At 68.3% G+C, this 16,265-nt stretch carries 13 protein-coding genes and 3 pseudogenes; 6 read left to right on the top strand and 10 right to left on the bottom strand.

Annotated elements, in window-relative coordinates:
• The first annotated feature begins 55 nt into the window (after positions 1-55).
• A complete protein-coding gene (locus tag K309_RS0102650) occupies positions 56-436 on the top strand; it encodes a mechanosensitive ion channel protein MscS (RefSeq protein WP_084402334.1) in 381 nt (126 codons plus the stop codon).
• 2 nt (positions 437-438) lie between these two features.
• Positions 439-1,023, top strand: coding sequence for an SAM-dependent methyltransferase (locus tag K309_RS0102645; protein WP_029044970.1), 585 nt, complete (start codon positions 439-441; stop codon positions 1,021-1,023).
• 133 nt (positions 1,024-1,156) lie between these two features.
• On the opposite strand, the gene K309_RS0102640 is transcribed toward K309_RS0102645, so the two are convergent.
• From K309_RS0102640 to K309_RS39700, 7 genes and pseudogenes are all read right to left on the bottom strand, one after another.
• Entirely contained in the window at positions 1,157-4,273 is a 3,117-nt protein-coding gene (locus tag K309_RS0102640; protein ID WP_029044969.1) for an efflux RND transporter permease subunit, read from the bottom strand.
• 6 nt (positions 4,274-4,279) lie between these two features.
• Positions 4,280-5,440: an efflux RND transporter periplasmic adaptor subunit gene (locus K309_RS0102635; RefSeq protein ID WP_029044968.1), complete on the bottom strand. Its 1,161-nt coding sequence runs from the start codon at positions 5,438-5,440 to the stop codon at positions 4,280-4,282.
• Between the two features lie 2 nt (positions 5,441-5,442).
• On the bottom strand, positions 5,443-6,918 hold the full coding sequence (locus K309_RS0102630) for a TolC family protein (RefSeq protein WP_029044967.1): 1,476 nt from the start codon (positions 6,916-6,918) through the stop codon (positions 5,443-5,445).
• A gap of 213 nt (positions 6,919-7,131) precedes the next feature.
• The gene (locus K309_RS0102625; RefSeq protein WP_029044966.1) at positions 7,132-7,536 is read right to left on the bottom strand and encodes a hypothetical protein; all 405 of its coding nucleotides are present in this window, start codon (positions 7,534-7,536) and stop codon (positions 7,132-7,134) included.
• Between the two features lie 237 nt (positions 7,537-7,773).
• Positions 7,774-9,411, bottom strand: coding sequence for a rhodanese-related sulfurtransferase (locus K309_RS0102620; RefSeq protein WP_035876595.1), 1,638 nt, complete (start codon positions 9,409-9,411; stop codon positions 7,774-7,776).
• Between the two features lie 5 nt (positions 9,412-9,416).
• Positions 9,417-10,025, bottom strand: coding sequence for a cysteine dioxygenase family protein (locus K309_RS0102615; RefSeq protein ID WP_029044964.1), 609 nt, complete (start codon positions 10,023-10,025; stop codon positions 9,417-9,419).
• 133 nt (positions 10,026-10,158) lie between these two features.
• A pseudogene (locus K309_RS39700) lies at positions 10,159-10,496 on the bottom strand (acyl-CoA dehydrogenase family protein); the annotation flags it as partial.
• On the opposite strand from K309_RS39700, the pseudogene K309_RS42795 reads away from it, so the two are divergent.
• Together K309_RS42795 and K309_RS0102600 are read left to right on the top strand one after the other, a co-directional pair.
• Positions 10,497-10,601 (top strand): annotated as a pseudogene (locus tag K309_RS42795) (ABC transporter permease); the annotation flags it as partial.
• Between the two features lie 232 nt (positions 10,602-10,833).
• Positions 10,834-11,745, top strand: coding sequence for a DMT family transporter (locus tag K309_RS0102600; RefSeq protein WP_029044962.1), 912 nt, complete (start codon positions 10,834-10,836; stop codon positions 11,743-11,745).
• A 56-nt stretch (positions 11,746-11,801) separates the two neighbouring features.
• Here K309_RS0102600 and K309_RS35805 read toward each other — a convergent pair.
• Positions 11,802-12,647: pseudogene (locus tag K309_RS35805) on the bottom strand (sugar phosphate isomerase/epimerase family protein); the annotation flags it as partial.
• A gap of 134 nt (positions 12,648-12,781) precedes the next feature.
• On the opposite strand from K309_RS35805, the gene K309_RS0102590 reads away from it, so the two are divergent.
• Entirely contained in the window at positions 12,782-13,549 is a 768-nt protein-coding gene (locus tag K309_RS0102590) for an IclR family transcriptional regulator domain-containing protein (protein ID WP_029044961.1), read from the top strand.
• A gap of 5 nt (positions 13,550-13,554) precedes the next feature.
• Here K309_RS0102590 and K309_RS0102585 read toward each other — a convergent pair whose 3' ends face one another.
• Complete coding sequence (locus K309_RS0102585) at positions 13,555-14,508, bottom strand: LysR family transcriptional regulator (RefSeq protein ID WP_029044960.1); 954 nt, start codon at positions 14,506-14,508, stop codon at positions 13,555-13,557.
• Between the two features lie 94 nt (positions 14,509-14,602).
• Here K309_RS0102585 and aroQ point away from each other — a divergent pair, with 94 nt between their 5' ends.
• On the top strand, positions 14,603-15,076 hold the full coding sequence (gene aroQ / locus K309_RS0102580) for a type II 3-dehydroquinate dehydratase (protein ID WP_029044959.1): 474 nt from the start codon (positions 14,603-14,605) through the stop codon (positions 15,074-15,076).
• 100 nt (positions 15,077-15,176) lie between these two features.
• Here the strand turns inward: aroQ and K309_RS0102575 are convergent, their stop codons facing one another.
• Positions 15,177-16,241 (bottom strand): porin, encoded by a 1,065-nt coding sequence (locus K309_RS0102575; RefSeq protein WP_029044958.1) that lies wholly within the window; start codon positions 16,239-16,241, stop codon positions 15,177-15,179.
• Positions 16,242-16,265: the final 24 nt, after the last annotated feature.

The following is a 16,265-nucleotide window of genomic DNA, read 5'->3' as shown; positions in this document are numbered from 1 at the left end:
GCCCGTTAAAAACCGGTCCGGTAAAAAGCCCCTGTTACAAAGCTAACAAGTCGGCATCCGCGGCGAAACACCTCGCCGGGCAGTTTGCATCCATCATTCAGGAACACGAGCTGCATCACTAGGAGTCCGACATGCGCCCCTCCACCCGAATCGTCGCCGCGGCCGCCATCATGGCGGCGGGTCGAATGCCGGCGCGGTCCTCGCCGTCGGCGCACTGGTCGGCCTGGCCTTCGGTGCGGCGCTTGCATCGGCGCCAGTCGTGGCCGCCCCGGTCGCGGTGGCGCCGCCGCCGGTCACCTACGCCCCCGCGCCGGTCTCGTATGCGGCGCCGGCGGTGCCGCCGGGCTATTGCTACCGCGACTACGACCGCGCGTACGTGCCGTGCGGCCCGCAGCCGTCCGGCTACTACCAGCAGGCGCCGTACTACGGCTATTGATCATGCCGGTCGACCGCGATTATTTCAGCCGGCTGTATGGCCGGCAGGACGACCCCTGGGGCATGGGCACGCGCTGGTACGAGGCACGCAAGCGCGCGCTGCTGATGGCCACGCTGCCGCGCGAACGCTTCGCACGCGCGTTCGAGCCCGGCTGCGGCGGCGGGCATCTTACCGTTGAGCTGGCACCGCGCTGCGATGCGCTGGTGGCAATGGAACTGGCCGACAGCGCGGCCGGGCAGGCGCGCCAACGCGTGGCGGAGTTTGCGCACGTGCAGGTGCTGACGGGGGAACTGCCGCAGCAATGGCCCGAGGGCTCATTCGATCTGATCGTGTTTTCCGAACTGGGGTATTACTTCCCGAAGTCCGACTGGCATGAGGTCGCGGCGCTTGCGGCGGGGGCATTGAGCGAAGATGGCGTCGTTGTCGCCTGCCATTTCCGGCACCTGTTCGCGGAGCAGCAGATCACTGCGCAGGCGGTGCATGATGCGATCGGTGCGCAGCCTGGGTTGTATCGGCATATTCATCATCAGGAGCCGGATTTCACGATGGATTTGTGGTCCAGGCGGTTGGAGATGAGGTTGGCTTGAGGGGGGAATTTGGGGCTCGGGCTCGGGCTCGGGCTGCGGCTGCCAAGCCGCAAGGCACCAAAACCCAGCAAAAAAAACGCCCCACACACAACCAGCGCATAGGGCGTTCCACGACATAAACACAAGGCAAACCTTAAACCGGCACATCCCTCGTCGGATCCGGCTTGCTGTCATCGAACCACCGGTACAGCGTGGGCACCATCACCAGCGTCAGCAGCGTCGACGTAATCAGCCCGCCGATCACCACCACCGCCAGCGGACGCTGCACCTCGGATCCGGGGCCGGTAGAGAACAGGAACGGCACCAGGCCCAGCATCGCGATGGTCGCGGTCATCATCACCGGACGGAATCGCTGCGTCGCGCCCTGCACCACCGCCTCGTCGAGCGACAAGCCCGAATCGCGCAGCGAACGGATATACGACACCAGCACCACGCCGTTCAACACCGCCATGCCCCACAGCGCGATAAAGCCCACCGAGGCCGGCACCGACAGGTATTCGCCGGTGACGAACAGCCCGATGATGCCGCCGATCGATGCGAACGGCAGCACCGTGATGATCAGCGTGGCAAAGCGCAGCGAGTTGAACAGCAGGAACAGCAGGAAGAAGATCGCGGCGATGGTGACCGGCACGATGATCTTCAGGTGGCCCATGGCGCGTTCCATGTTCTGGAACTGGCCGCCCCATTCGAGGTAGTAGCCTTCCGGCAGCTTGACCTTGGATGCCGTGGCCTGCTGCAGCTCGGCCACGAAGCCGCCGAGGTCGCGGTCCTTCACGTTGATCATCACCACGACGCGGCGCTTGGCCATTTCGCGGCTGATCTGGGCCGGGCCGTCGTTGACCTCGATCTTCGCCACGCTCTGCAGCGGCACCTGCATGCCGGCAGGGGTGTTCACCAGCAGTTGGCGGATCGCCTGGACATTGTTGCGGAAATCGTCCGGCAAGCGCACCGACGCTGCAAAGCGGCGTTCGCCTTCGAAGATATCCGTGGCGCGCTTGCCACCGATCGCGATCTCGATCACATCGTGGATGTCGGAGACGTTCAGCCCGTAGCGCGCGATCGCCTGGCGGTCGATCTCGATCGACAGGTACTGCTGGCCCGAGACGCGCTCGATACGGATATCCTGCGACCCCTGGATGCCGCCGGCCACGCGCGAGATCTCGCCGGCCAGCTCGCGCAGCTTGTCCAGGTCGTCGCCGAACACCTTCACCGCCACGTCCGAGCGCACCCCGCTGACCATTTCGTCGACGCGGTCCGAGATCGGCTGCGCCATCACGATCTGCACGCCGGGGATGGCCTTGAGCTTCTCGCGGATCGCGTTGGCGATATCGTCCTGGGTCCAGCCGTCGGGCCACTGGTCGCGGTCCTTCAGGCTGGCGATCGGGGTCGATTCGTTCTGGCCCTGCGGGTCGGCCGGGCTTTCGCCGCGGCCCACGCCGGACACCACCGACTTGACGCCCGGCACGCCCAGCACCAGCTTGTTGGCTTCCTTCTCCAGCTTGATCGACTCTTCCAGCGAGATGTTCGGCACGCGGTCGATCGCGGGAACGATCGAGCCTTCCTTCATCTCGGGGATGAACGAGGTACCCAGCAGCGGCACGATCAGCAGCGTGGCGACAAACGCGCCCACCGCGCTGAGCACGGTCTTGCGGCTGTTGCCCAGCGCCCAGTGCAGCATCCGCAGGTAGTGGCGCTTCATGAAGGCAATCAGGAACGTGTCATGCTCGGCGCCGCCCTTGAGCAGGTACGACGACAGCACCGGCGACAGCGTCAGCGACAGGAACAGCGAGATCGCCAGCGCGATCGAGATGGTGAACGCCAGCGGCGCGAACATCTTGCCTTCCATGCCGGACAGCGTCATCAGCGGCAGGAACACCAGGATGATGATGCCCACGCCGACGATCACCGGCGTGGCCACTTCCTGCACGGCCTTCACCAGGATCTCGGTCTTGGTCAGCCCCGGCTCCTTGTGCCCCAATCGCTCGAACGCGTTCTCGACCACCACCACCGAGCCGTCGACCATCAGGCCGATAGCGATCGCCAGCCCCCCCAATGACATCAGGTTGGCCGACAGCCCGACGTGGTTCATCACCATGAAGGTCAGCAATGGCGTCAGCACCAGCGTGGCCAGCACGATGACCGACGAGCGCACGTCGCCCAGGAACAGGAACAGCACGATCACCACCAGCACCACGCCTTCGAGCAGCACCTTGGTCACGGTCCACAGCGCGGCATCGACCAGCTCGCTGCGGTCGTAGTACGGCACGATCTGCAGCTTGCCGGGCAGCATGCCGCGCTCGTTGATCTCGGCCACGCGCGCCTTCACGCGGCTGACCACTTCCTTGGCATTGCCGCCGCGCATCATCATGACGATGCCGCCGACGGCTTCGGTCTGGCCGTTCTTGACCAGCGCGCCCTGCCGCACCTCATGGCCGATGGTGACATTGGCCACGTCGCGCAGGTAGACCGGCGTGCCGTCGACTTCCTTCAGCACGATGCTGCCGAGGTCCTCCACGCCCTTGGCCAGGCCGACGCCGCGGATCAGGTACTGCTCGGCGTAATGCGGCAGCACGCCACCGCCGGAGTTGGCGTTGTTGCGCGCCAGCGCCTGGTAGACCTGCTGGATCGACACACCGTAGTGGCGCATGCGCTCCGGGTTGACCAGCGCCTGGTACTGCCGCACGTAGCCGCCCTGCGAGTTGATCTCGGCCACGCCCGGGATCGAGCGCAGCAGCGGGCGCACCACCCAGTCCTGGGCGATGCGGCGCTCGGCCAGCTCTTCCTGGGTCAGTTCGCGGTTGCCGTCATCGGCACGATCCAGCGTGTACTGGTAGACCTCGCCCAGGCCGGTCGAGACCGGGCCCAGCACCGGCGACACGCCTTCCGGCATGCGCCCGCCCACTTCGATCAGGCGCTCCATCACCAGCTGGCGTGCAAAGTACACGTCGGTGGCGTCGGTAAAGACCAGCGTGATCAGCGACAGGCCCGCCTTGTTCAGCGAGCGCATCTCTTCCAGGCCGGGCAGGCCCGTCATCGCCATTTCCACCGGTACGGTGACAAAGCGCTCGACTTCCTCGGGCGAACGGCCCGCGGCTTCGGTGGCGATCTGCACCTGCACGTTGGTCACATCGGGGAAGGCGTCCACCGACAGCTTGGTGGCAGCGCGCAGGCCGAAGAAGAACAGCACCACGGCCAGCACGCAAACCACCAGCCGCTGCTTGATGGCGGCTTCGACTAGGGATTTCATCATGTCCGATTACCCTTGCTCGATGCGCTTGCGCTCGTTGTCCAGGTGGAACGCGCCATCGACCACGATGCGGTCGCCGGCCTTCACGCCGTTCTGCACCACGCGCATGCCGTCGCTCTCGGCGCCCAGCTTGACCTTGGTCAGGCGGAACTTGTTGCCCGGCATCTCGACATAGACCAGCTCGTCGTTGCCTTCGCGCACCACCGCGGCGGCGGGAATCACCAGCTGGTCCTGCGGCTTGCCGGCGATCAGCATGCTGGCCAGCATGGCGGGCTTCAGGCGCCCTTCGCGGTTCTCCAGCTCGGTACGGACCAGCACCGTGCGCGACTGCGGGCTGACCGTGCGGCCCACGTAGATCAGCTTGCCGGTGATGGTGTTGCCGCCCTTGCCGTTGGCCAGCGACGGCACCTCGATCTCCACGCTCTGCCCTTCGGCGACCTGCGCGGCCTGCTGCTCGGGCACCTCGGCCACGACCCACACGCGCGACAGGTCTGCCACGGTGTAGAGCGCGTCGGCCGGCTGCACCACCTGGCCCTGCGCCACGTTGCGCTCGACCACGGTGCCGCTGATGCTCGAATACACCGGCGAATGCGAGTTGATGCTGCCATTCTTCGCCAGCTCGGCGATCGAGCCTTGCGACATGCCGAGCACGCGCAGCTGGTCGCGGTAGGCGCGCATCTCGGCGGAGGCGATCGCCAGTTCGCTCTCGCGGCGCTGCAGCTCGCCGCGGCCGATCACGTCGGCGGCAAACAGCTGGCGTGCGCGCTCGGCGTTGCGCACCTGCAGGTCGTGCTGCGCCTCGCTCTTCAGGAACGACATCTGCGCCGCGCCCAGCTCGCTGCTGTGCAGGCGCGCCAGCACCTGGCCGGCCTTCACTTCCTGGCCGAGCGTGGCATACAGGTCGGTGACGCGGCCGGTCACGCTGGCGCCGATACGCGATACGCGCTGTTCGTCGAAGTCGATGCGGCCGGCCACGCGCAGCATCTCGCTGAACGGGGACGTGGTGACCGGCGCCACCTTCAGCGACTGCTGCAGGTTGCCTTCCGGCTGGATCACGCCGGGCGGCAGCTTGGGCGCCTCGGCAACGGGTTCAGGCTTGTCGGAACAGGCCGCCAGGCTGAACGTCAGGACGGCAGCGGCCGTCAGCGAAAGCAGGAAATTGGGACGCATGGTTATTTCTGTTCGATGGTGGAGGTCGGCGGCAGGCCTGGCGCGGCGGTGGCGCCCGGGGCGGTCGACATGAGCTTTTCGATCTGGATGGCGGCCAGCTGCTGCTCGTACTGGGCGGCGATCAGCTCGTTGCGCGCACTGCGCAGCACGCGCTGGGCATCGATGAAGTCAAGGATGCCGCGCTCGCCGAAGCGGTAGGCGGCCTCGGCCACGCCCAGCGCCGACTCGGCCTCACGCACGATGCCGGACTCCAGCGCGGTCACCTGCGCCTGCGTGATCTCGTACTGGCGGTAGGCGGATTCCAGTTCCTGCGCCAGCTCGAACTCGCGCATTTCCAGCGCGCTCTGCGCCTGCGTCGCCTGCGCAGTGGCCTCGCCCATCGGGCCGCGGCGGCGGTCCCACAGCGGGATGGTCATGACCAGGCCGATCTGCGAGACGTTGTTGTCGGGCTGGCGGTCGGTGCTGGCGCGCACCGCCACTTCCGGCCAGCGCAGCGAGCGCTGGTAGTCGACGCCCAGGCGGGCGCGCTCCAGTTCCGTGCGGCGCTGGACCAGCTCGGCATTGCTCGCGGTCATGGTGTCGCGCAGCACCGGCAGCGGCGGCACGTCCGGCGACTGTGCCAGCGTGCCGTCCAGCGAGAACTGGCCCGGCATGGCGCCGCCGACCTGCTGGCGCAGCGCGGCCTTGGCCTGGTTCACGCGCAACTCGGCGGTCTGCTGGTTCTTCTGCGAGGCCAGCAGTTCAGTCTCGGCCTTGATCAGTTCATAGCGCGGCGCTTCGCCCACCTCCACGCGCAGGCGTGCGCGCGAATGGATCTGCCGCATCATCGCCAGGTCTTCCTCGGCGGCATGCAGCTCGCTTTCGCGCCGCAGCACGTCGTAGTAGGAGGTCTTGACGCGCGCGGCGAGGTCGGCGCGGAAACCCTGGCGGGCCGCCTGCGACGACTCCAGGCCGCGCGAGGCCATGGCCTCGCGCAGGCTGCGCTGGTGCGGGTAGTCCAGCTTCTGCACCACGGCGTAGCTCGGCGCATTGCCGCTGGTCACGCCGGGTTGCTTGCCGGACAGGCGGCCGTACATCACTTCGACCTGCGGATTGGGATAGGCGCGCGCGCTGCTGATGGCGGCGCTGGCGGCATCGACATTGGCCTCGGCCACGGCGACGCCCTTGTTGGTCGACTGCGCCATGTCGAGCAGTTGCGGCAGCGAGAAAGCGGGGCCAGCCGCGGCACCCGCGGGGCGTGCGGAGGCAGCCTTGGGCACGGCCGTGGCGGCCAGCAGCTCGGCGCCGGGAGTGGGCGCCGTGGCGGCGGAAGTCCTCGAAGAAGGCTTGGAGAGCGGTGCGGCCGGGGCGGCGGGCACGGTGCCCGCCGCCCCCGCGGCCTTCGCCGTGGCGGCGCCCTGCTCACCGGCATGGGCCGGGGCAGCGGCGAACGCGAGCAGCGAAAGCGACGCGATCAGGGTCAGCTTGGTTGTTGTCATGAGTCCGGAATGCAAGCAATGCGACGCCTGCGCCATGCCGCCGCGCGCCCCGGCGCGAGTCACGGCGGGACGAACTACGGCAGCGGCTTGCCCGCGCGCGATGGCGGCGGGCAGGCTGGCGATATCAGGCAAGGGGGCGCGGCCCGCGGCACGGCGGCTGCGGAGGCAGCGCGTGCGTGCGGGGGAGCGGCAAGGCGTGTGAACGCCCGGCGCTCAGGAGCGGGAAATTGGCGGCCGGAAGAAGGCCGAAGGCGGCGGTTCGGCGCGGCCGTGGGGATGTTGCGCGACCTCCCCGGCGGGCAGCAGAAACTTCACCGGGGGCAAGGCAATAAGGGCGCTGGATTCCTCGATTTCATCCAGCAGGTCCAGCGGATCGAGCAGGTCGGCCGACCAGATATTGCAGTACCCGGGCGGCGGCTCTGCGCAGATGTCGTCGTCACTCAGGCCATCGTCGCCAGGAACGATGACGCGGCCCATGTCGTCCACCGACTGCAGCGCGGCCAGTTCGTTACTGGCTGCCTGGACCTCCGGCTGCACGGACGCGCGCGCGTCCGCCACCGCTCCAAAGGAGAGCAGTGACAGGCACATGGCAGTCAGCAGCAGGAACAACAATCGCATGGGTCGGGGGCGTCGGGCACGAGGCGGCCGCGCCGTTTCGGACGGGCGCCGGTCGTGCTGCGGGACAGCATTGTAACGTAGCGATTACGATTGACAGAGAATCGTTACGTTCGTTCCGCAATGCAGCGAAAAGATGCATGTCAATAGGCGAATTTTACCAGCAGATCGTTGGAGGGCCCGGGATAACCCTAGGCCGGGCGTTTCGGACAGCGCGCGCCCCCCGGAGAACCAGGTTTGCTATACCACCCTGAACCCATGTGTGCCGTCGCGCTCCAGTTGCGAGATCAGCCCGAACTCCCAGTCGAGATAGCCCTGCATCGCTTCCCGCGGATTGTCGGTGCCTTCGTACGGCCGGCGATAGCGGTCGGTGCGCTCTGACGCCAGGTGCGTCTCGCCAGACTCCAGCGGCAGCCCGGCCGCGATCCACGCCCGCGTGCCGCCTTCCAGCACCGCCACCTCCGCGTCCGTCAGCCGCTGCAGGTCGGCGGCGGCAAAGCGCGCGAGCAGGCTGGAGCCGCACGTCAGCACATAGCGCCGTGCCTGCGGGATGCGCGCCAGCGCGTCGGCCAGCTGCGCGCGGATGACGAAGTACGCGCCCGGGACATGGTGCTTGACGTAGTTGGCGCTGGCGGTGAAATCGAGCACCACGGTGCCGCCGTCCGCGTTCTTGCCGAGCCACGCCGCCAGTTCGGCGGGCGTCACCGTCGGCACCTCTGGCGGCACCGGCACATTGGCCGCCACCGCGCCGGCCTCGCCGCGCGCGGTGGCATCGACCGGCTCCACCACCCAGACCTCCCAGCCCATCTGCGCCAGCCATGAGCTGGTCATGCTGGCGCGCACGTCGTCGTCATCGGCGAGCACGATGCGCGCGCCGCGCACGGGGGCGTTGTGGTCGGTTTCCTGCACCAGCTGCCCGCCCGGCGCATTGACGAAGCCCGGGAGGTGGCCCTCGGCAAATTCCTCTGGCGTGCGCACGTCGAAGCGGTACACGGTACGGCCGGGCTCCTGCAGCGAAGGCAACGCGGCCAGCGCAATGCGGCGCACGCCGGCGCGGTCGGCGATCTCGCGTGCGCCGCGACGGGCGCTGTCGCGGTTGTCGGCGCCGACCGCGGCAGGCGCGCGGCGGCTGGCGCCGTGGTCGAGCTGCTGCCCCGCCAGTGTCCAGCCGATGGTGCCGTTGCGCAGCGCCGCCACCGGGTTGGGAATGCCGGCGTTGACCAGCGACTGCGTGCCGATGATGCTGCGCGTGCGGCCGGCGCAGTTGACGATCACCTGCGTGCGCGGGTCGGGCGCCAGCTCGCGCACGCGCAGCACCAGTTCGGCACCGGGCACGCTGGTGGCAGTGGGAATGCTCATGGTCTGGTACTCGTCGAAGCGGCGCGCGTCGATGATCACCGCATCGGCCTTGCTGTCGATCAGCGCCTGCACTTCCTCGGCGGACAGGGACGGCGTATGGCGCTTTGCCTCGACCACTTCACCGAACGACTTGCTCGGCACGTTGACGTCGCGGAACACTTCACCGCCGCCGGCGATCCAGGCCGCCAGTCCGCCTTCAAGCCGGTGCACGTTGGTATAGCCCAGCGTTTGCAGCACCGACGCAGCGCGCGGCGCCAGGTCCTCCCCGGCATGTTCGCCGTAGACCACGATCAGCGTGTCGCGGCGCGGGATGCGCGGCCACGCTTCCAGTTCGAGCTTCGACAGCGGGAAGTTCGCGGCCCACAGCGGATGCTCCTGCGCGAAAGGATCTTCCTCGCGCACGTCGATCAGCGCAATCTCGGCGCCGGCCAGCAGGGCCTGGCGCACCTGCGCGCGGGTGAAGGTCGGGAATGCCGTGGTAGCTGGCGTGGCGGCTGGCGTGGCGTGCTGGATGGTCATGACTTCTAGGCTTCGCGGGAACGGTCCCAAAGGTTGGGCAGGGTCGGGTTGGAATACCCGGAAATAAAGGGCTTGCGGGTGCCGTCCTCGGCGTAGACCGAGCGGCGCACCGCGCCGATATTGGCGCCGTACACGTGGATGCTGACCGAGACGCGGTCGTCGTGCACGTTGTTGACGCGATGGATATCGCCTAGCGTCGGCGACACGGCTTCGACCTGCCCGGGCAGCAATCGCACCGGTTCGCCCTTCGGCACGGGGCGGCCTGCGGCGTCGAGCACGAAGGGCTGCGACTCCTCCGCCCCGCGCAGCATGCCGATTAGCCCCCACACGGTGTGGTCGTGGATGGGCGTGCGCTGCCCCGGGCCCCAGACAAAGCTGACGACCGAGAAGCGCTCGGCGGAATCGCAATGCAGCAGGTGCTGCTGGTAATACTCGGGGTGCGGCTCGGCCCATGCCTCGGGCAGCCAGTCGTCGCGTGCCACCAGCCGCGCCAGCAGCGCCCCGCCTTCGCGCAGGATGCGCGGCTCGTCGGGATGCTGGTCCAGCAGTGCGGCCAGGCCGGTGATGAAATCGCGCAGCGGTGCGAGCCCGCTGGCTTCGGGAGAACTGCTCATGGAATGCCTCCGGGGGTGGTTCTGTCTTCGGGCCCTCTGCGGGGCGCTGCCGCTGCAAACATAACACGGCGCGGCGGCCAGGTTCATGCCAGTGGCGCACATCCCGCATGTCCTCCCTGCAAGCCCCGCCCTGCAAGCCCAGGTGGTGCTTGCCGGCGGCGACCAGGATCGAATCGTTCTGCGGCGTATGGATGCGGCTGCACAGCACGTCGCGATAGTGCCGCTCGAGCGGATGGTTGCGGCTCAGGCCGTGGTTGCCGGCCAGCCGCAGCGCCAGTTCCACCGCGCGGATCGCATTGCCGGTCACGGTGAACGTGAGCAGGCCGCTGTCGGGGCGGCGGCGGGCGGCGCATTGGCGTCGGTGCGCGCGGCGGCATCGTCGAGCAGGACCTGGTTGGTCCGCAACAGCGCGGCGATCTCGCCGATGGTTTCCTGCACGCGCGGCGGCGTCGCCAGCGGCGCGCCCAGGCTGCGGCGCTGATCGTGATGGCGCTCCTGTTTTCCGGGGTGATTACGCTGCTGTTCGTGGCGCGGGACCGGGTGTTGTCGTGGCAGAAGGGGACGGTGAAATGGTGAGTGTGGTGGAGCGGTTGAAAGCCGCAGGGACTTACGGAGGCGCTGTTACTGCGCATCGACGCCGAGCCGGTACGCTTCGTCAAGGGCGGATTCATCCATTGAGTGGATTGTTCGCTGGCAGCGAATTCTGACTTTCCAGCCGCAGCCGCCATCGGCCTCGCCCGGGACAGTACCCTCGGCTTCATGAAGGACCAGCCTGGAACGCTGACATGTTGTGGTTGAGGGTGGCGCCATGAGCGCCATGGGAAGTTCGCGGCCCCTGCAGGGCATCGCACTGATGGTTGCCGCGGTGGCATGCTTTGCCGCGCTCGATACGATGACCAAGATCACCGGCGCCGCCGTGCCGGTGGTGATGGCGCTGTGGGTGCGCTATCTCGCGCAGGCAGCACTGACCGGCGCGGTGCTGCTGCCGGCGCGCGGCCGCATCCTGCTGCGCACGCGCCGGCCGTGGCTGCAGGCCACGCGCGCGGTGACCATGCTGCTGTCCAGCGCTTGCGCGTTCTTCAGCCTGCAGGTGCTGCCTGTGGGCGAGTTCACCGCGGTGGTCAGCCTGACGCCGCTGGCGATCGCGCTGGCGGCGGCGACGCTGTTCGGCGAGCGCATGTCGGCGCTGCGCTGGCTCTGCCTGCTGGCCGGATTTGCCGGCGCGCTGATGGTAATCCGGCCCGGCGCCGACCTGGAGCCGGCCATGCTGCTGCCGCTCGCGGCGGTCTGCCTCAATGCCGCCTACCAGTTGCTGACCAGCGTGCTGACCCGGACCGACGGCGCCGGCACCACGCATTTCTATACCGGCTGCATTGCTGCGCTGCTCCTGTCGGCGGCGCTGCCGCTGGCCTGGACCTGGCACGTCGAGGCGCTGCACTGGTGGCTGCTGGCGGGCATGGCGCTCGCCGGCTGCGCCGGGCACATGTTCCTGGTGCTGGCCTATGCGCGTGCGCCCGTTGGCGTGCTGACGCCCTATCTCTACCTGCAGATTGCCTTCGCCATGCTGGGCGGCTGGCTGGTATTCGGCTGGCTGCCCGACGCCTGGTCGCTGCTGGGCGTGGCGATGATTGCCGTCAGCGGCGTGGCCGGCACTGCGGTGGCGGCCCGCGAACGCGCCTTGCCGGCAAGGCCGGCGGCGCAACATGCGGGCGCGGTATAGCGTGTCGGCGTGTTGGCCTTTTAGCGTGCCGCGAGGGCAGCGCCGCCGGCGCGCGCTGCGGCCATGGGCACGCCGTTCGTCACCGCCTCCAGCCATTCCAGCGAGCGCAGCCCGTCCTGCGCGACCGGCAACGGGGGCGCCACGCGGAAGGCATCGTTGAACACCTCGAGCGACAGCGGTCCGCAATAGCCGGCCCGCAGCACGGCACGCGTGAAGCCGACCACCGGCAGGTCGCCCTGGCCGGGGAAATTGCGGTGGTGGCGGCTCCAGGTGCGCACGTCCAGCGACATGCGCGGCGCGTCGGCGAGCTGGACGAAGAAGATCCGCTCGGCCGGCACGGCGTCGAGGCCATGCAGCGTATCGCCCAGCGCGAGCGTGTGGAAGCTGTCCAGCATCAGCCCCAGCGCGGGATGTCCGGCGCGCTGCACGATGTCCCAGGCCTGCCGCCAGCGGCGCACATGGCGGCCCCAGGCCAGCGCCTCGTAACCCAGGCGCTGGCCGCGGCGGGCCGCGGCTTCGGCCAGCGCGTGCAGGTCGGCGGCGGCGCGTGCGGGATCGTCTAGCGCCGCTTCCTGCACGTTGCTGCAGACCAGCGCCAGTTCCACACCGAGTTGCTCCATTGCGTCGAACTTCCGCTCCGCGCGCGCCAGCTCCGCGGCGGACAGGCCGCCCGGCATGGCCTCGAAATCGCGCAGCGGCTGGTAGAGCAGGATCTGCAGGCCGAGGTCGGCGGCCATGCGCCGGACCTCGGCAGGCGTGCCGGGGAATTGCAGCAGGTCGTCCTCGAAGATCTCCACGCCGTCGAAACCAGCGCCGGCAGCGGCTTGCAGCTTCTCCGGCAGCGATCCCGACAAGGTGACGGTGGCGATCGATTTGCGCAGCGGGGCAGGAAAGAGGGTCATGGCGGTCAGTCGAGGTTGCGGCTTGGATGTCCCAAGGTTATGAGCCATCATTGCCTGCAACAACCGTCATTCGCGCGTATGCGTGCGACAATCGCTCCACTACGGTCATATATCGCGCGAAGCAAGGGTTAACCATGGAAAACGAACCGCTGAACCGGCGCGACTGGATCGCCGGGCTGGAGAAAGGCCTGGCCATCCTGGAGGCCTTCGACCACGACCATCCGCGCCTGACCCCGACGCAGGCGGCCGAGCGCACCGGCCTGACGCGCACCGCGGCGCGCCGTTACCTGCTGACGCTGGAGCACCTGGGCTACACCACCAGCGACGGCACGCTGTTCAGCCTGACGCCGCGCGTGCTCAAGGTGGGCTGGTCGTACTTCGATTCGGCGCGGCTGCCACGCACGGTGCAGCCGTTCCTGCAGCAGATCACCGCGCAGCTTGGCGAGGCCGCCTACCTGAGCGTGCTCGATGGCTGGGAGCTGGTGTTCATCGCCCGCACCAGCACCAACCGCGTGATGAGCACGGGCTTTGTGTTGGGAGCGCGGGTGCCGGCGCCGCTGGGCTCGGCGGGCGTGATGATGCTGGCGTCGCGGCCGGAAGAGCAAGTCAGGACATGGCTGGAAAACGTGGTGCTGGCGCCTTACACGCCCTACACCATCCTGCAGCACGACCGGCTGCTGGAAGAGATCCGCAAGGCCGGCGCGCAGGGCTACGCGATGCTGGAGCAGCAGCTGCAGACCGGCGTGCGCGGCGTGGCGGTACCGCTGCGCGATCGCCACGGCAAGGTGATCGCCGCGCTGTCGGTCAACATGCCGATCGGCGACGAGACCCCGCAGCAGGCGCTGGACCGCGTGCTGCAGGTGATGCAGGACACGGCGCTGCTGATCATGCGCGTGCTGTAGCGCGCCTAGCCTTCCAGCGACGTCGCCAGCGCGTGCGGCCCTTGTGTCAGTTGCGCCTTCAGGAAGGCCAGGCACACGCGCATGCGCGCCGAGGCCGATGCCCGCGCGCTGGTCACGGCCCAGATGTCGGACGGATGCTGCCAGCCGGGCAGCACGCGCACCAGATCGCCCGCGCGCACGGCGGCGGCCACGTCCCAGACCGACGCCATGATGATGCCGTAGCTCTCCAGGGCCCACTCGTGCGTCACGTCGGCAACATTCGATGCCATCGGGCCGGTGACTTTCGTGGTCTCCCAGGCGCCGTCCTGTCCCTGCAGCCGCCACACGCCGAAGGCCTGGTCGCGCTCGCGCAGCAGCAGGCAGTCATGGCGCGGCAGGTCGGACGGATGCTCCGGCATGCCGCGCCGCGCCAGGTAAGCCGGCGCCGCGCACAGCACGCGGCTGCCGGTGGCGATGCGGCTGGCGATCAGGTGCGGCTCGTGCACCTCGCCCACGCGGATATCGAGGTCGAACTGCTCGCCGATCAGGTCGACGCGGCGGTCGAGCAGCTCCAGCCACACCTCCAGCCCCGGATGCTGCTGCCGCAGCAGCGACAGCACCGGCGCCACATGCCGGCGCCCCAGCCGCAGGCTGGTGGCGATGCGCAACTGCCCGCGCGCTTCGCCACCGGCACCGCCGACCGCTTCCAGCATGCCATCCACGTCTTCCAGGATCTTCTGCGCCCACGCAAACGCGCTCTCGCCTTCGGCGGTGACGCTGACGCGGCGCGTGGTGCGATGGAACAGCCTTGCGCCGAGCATTGCCTCCAGCATGGCGATGCGCTTGCTCACATGGGCCGGCGAAATGCCCGTCTCCTGGGCCGCGGCGATAAAGCTGGCGCGCCGCGCCACCGTGCAGAACAGCCGCAGGTCGCGCAGGAACGGGTCATTGTTCGCGCTGGGCGCATGCTGAGTTTCCATGGCAGTGGATGATGGGACGAGGGCTAAACGATAGGCTATCGGCCGTGGCCGCGCCAGCATCGCGGCCGATGACACGGGACATGAAGGAGACATGATGAAGACAGTACTGGTGCTCAACGGGCCCAACCTCAACCTGCTCGGCACGCGCGAGCCGGCCGTCTACGGCAGCGAGACCCTGGCCGACGTGGAACGCATCTGCCAGCAGGCCGCGCAGCGGCTCGGGCTGCAGGCCGAGTGCCGGCAAAGCAATCACGAAGGGCAGCTGATCGACTGGATCCATGAGGCGGGCAAGCTGTGCGCGAGCGGCGAGATGGCCGGCGTGGTGCTGAACGCGGGCGCGCTCACGCATACGTCGATTGCACTGCACGATGCCATCAAGGGCGCAGCAGTGCCGGTGATCGAGTACCACGTCTCCAACGTGCATGCGCGCGAGGCGTTCCGGCACAAGTCGTGGATTTCGCCAGTGGCGGTGGGGGTGATGGCGGGGCTGGGGGTGAACGGGTATGGGCTGGCGGTGGCGGCGGTGGCGCAGGTGACGGGGGTGGCGGCGCAAACAGATCCGGCGTGAGCGCTGTCCGGCCGCCGTCGCATGCCGGCGGCTTGCTCCCCTCTCCCGCGTGCGGGAGAGGGAGCACACCCGCAGCGATGGATAGGCTTGCACTGCGCGCTCAGAACTTATGCCTCACCCCCGCCATCACCCCCAGCCGCGTCTTGTTCCCATACGTATTCCCGCTGCTCACAAACCCCGCTCCGCTGTTCAGCGCAATCCACTGCCCCTGCAGGTGGGTGTAGTCCACCTCCACATACACATCGGTACGCTTGCTGAAGTTGTAGTCGAGCATGCCCGCGGTGGTCAGCCGCTTGCCGCCCTGCCCCGCGTGCCGCAGCCAGTCGACCTGGAACGTGCCGATAAACGCCAGCGCATCCGTCAGGCTGAAACGCGTGCCGACATAGCCCACGTTGTTGCGGTAGTCCGCCACGTCGAGCCGGTTGTTGGTGTAGCCCAGGTAGTATTGCGACCGCGCCGCCTTCCACGTCCCGCCCACGCCCCACACCGTCTGCTTGCTCGCCTGCGCCGCCGGCACGGCGCCGAAGTAGGCCGAGGTGACGTTCTGCGTCTGCTGGTAGACCGCGCCGATCTCGAGCGGGCCCGAGCTGTACACCAGCGAGCCGGCCGCTGCGGAACTGGCCTTCATGCTGCCCGGCACCTCGCCGAAGGTATAGGCCGCCGCCACCTGCAGGCCGCCAAAGCTCTTGATGTACTTGAGCGTGTTGTCGTAGCGCAGCCCCGTATAGTTGCCGCCCTGGTAGCCGACGATGGAGTTGTTGGCAAAGGCCATCGCCTCGTACGACGACAGCACTTCATGCGCCAGCGTGTATTGGCGGCCGAGCGCGAGCTTGCCGTAGGGACCGTCGAAGCCGACTACCGCGGTACGCCCGAACAGCCGTCCGCCCTGCTGGCTGGTCCCCGTGTCTGGCGAGAAGCCTGATTCCAGGATGAACCACGCCTTGTTGCCGCCGCCGATATCCTCGGTGCCGCGGATGCCCCAGCGGCTGCCGGTCAGCACGCCGTCAGTCATCTGCGTGCGGCTGTGGCCGGCCGCGTCTTCGTTGGTGCTGTAGCGGATGGTGGTATCGAGCAGCCCGTAGAGCGTGACGCCACCGGAAGTCTGGGCGACAGCGGGCACGCTGCCCGCGCCCAGCGCGAGCAGCGCAATGAATCGTTTATGCATTGGAGTGTTGTCTCGGTCTTTGTT

Origin of the sequence: Cupriavidus phytohabitans (assembly GCF_000426345.1) — a bacterium.
Classification (GTDB): Bacteria; Pseudomonadota; Gammaproteobacteria; order Burkholderiales; family Burkholderiaceae; genus Cupriavidus.
This window is presented reverse-complemented; position numbering and strand designations above follow the sequence as displayed.

Excerpts from the sequence above, each read along its gene's own strand:
- K309_RS0102645 (WP_029044970.1), top strand. The coding sequence starts at position 439 with ATGCCGGTCGACCGCGATTATTTCAGCCGGCTGTATGGCCGGCAGGAC.
- K309_RS0102640 (WP_029044969.1), bottom strand. The coding sequence starts at position 4,273 with ATGATGAAATCCCTAGTCGAAGCCGCCATCAAGCAGCGGCTGGTGGTT.
- K309_RS0102635 (WP_029044968.1), bottom strand. The coding sequence starts at position 5,440 with ATGCGTCCCAATTTCCTGCTTTCGCTGACGGCCGCTGCCGTCCTGACG.
- K309_RS0102630 (WP_029044967.1), bottom strand. The coding sequence starts at position 6,918 with ATGACAACAACCAAGCTGACCCTGATCGCGTCGCTTTCGCTGCTCGCG.
- K309_RS0102625 (WP_029044966.1), bottom strand. The coding sequence starts at position 7,536 with ATGCGATTGTTGTTCCTGCTGCTGACTGCCATGTGCCTGTCACTGCTC.
- K309_RS0102620 (WP_035876595.1), bottom strand. The coding sequence starts at position 9,411 with ATGACCATCCAGCACGCCACGCCAGCCGCCACGCCAGCTACCACGGCA.
- K309_RS0102615 (WP_029044964.1), bottom strand. The coding sequence starts at position 10,025 with ATGAGCAGTTCTCCCGAAGCCAGCGGGCTCGCACCGCTGCGCGATTTC.
- K309_RS0102600 (WP_029044962.1), top strand. The coding sequence starts at position 10,834 with ATGAGCGCCATGGGAAGTTCGCGGCCCCTGCAGGGCATCGCACTGATG.
- K309_RS0102590 (WP_029044961.1), top strand. The coding sequence starts at position 12,782 with ATGGAAAACGAACCGCTGAACCGGCGCGACTGGATCGCCGGGCTGGAG.
- K309_RS0102585 (WP_029044960.1), bottom strand. The coding sequence starts at position 14,508 with ATGGAAACTCAGCATGCGCCCAGCGCGAACAATGACCCGTTCCTGCGC.
- aroQ (WP_029044959.1), top strand. The coding sequence starts at position 14,603 with ATGAAGACAGTACTGGTGCTCAACGGGCCCAACCTCAACCTGCTCGGC.
- K309_RS0102575 (WP_029044958.1), bottom strand. The coding sequence starts at position 16,241 with ATGCATAAACGATTCATTGCGCTGCTCGCGCTGGGCGCGGGCAGCGTG.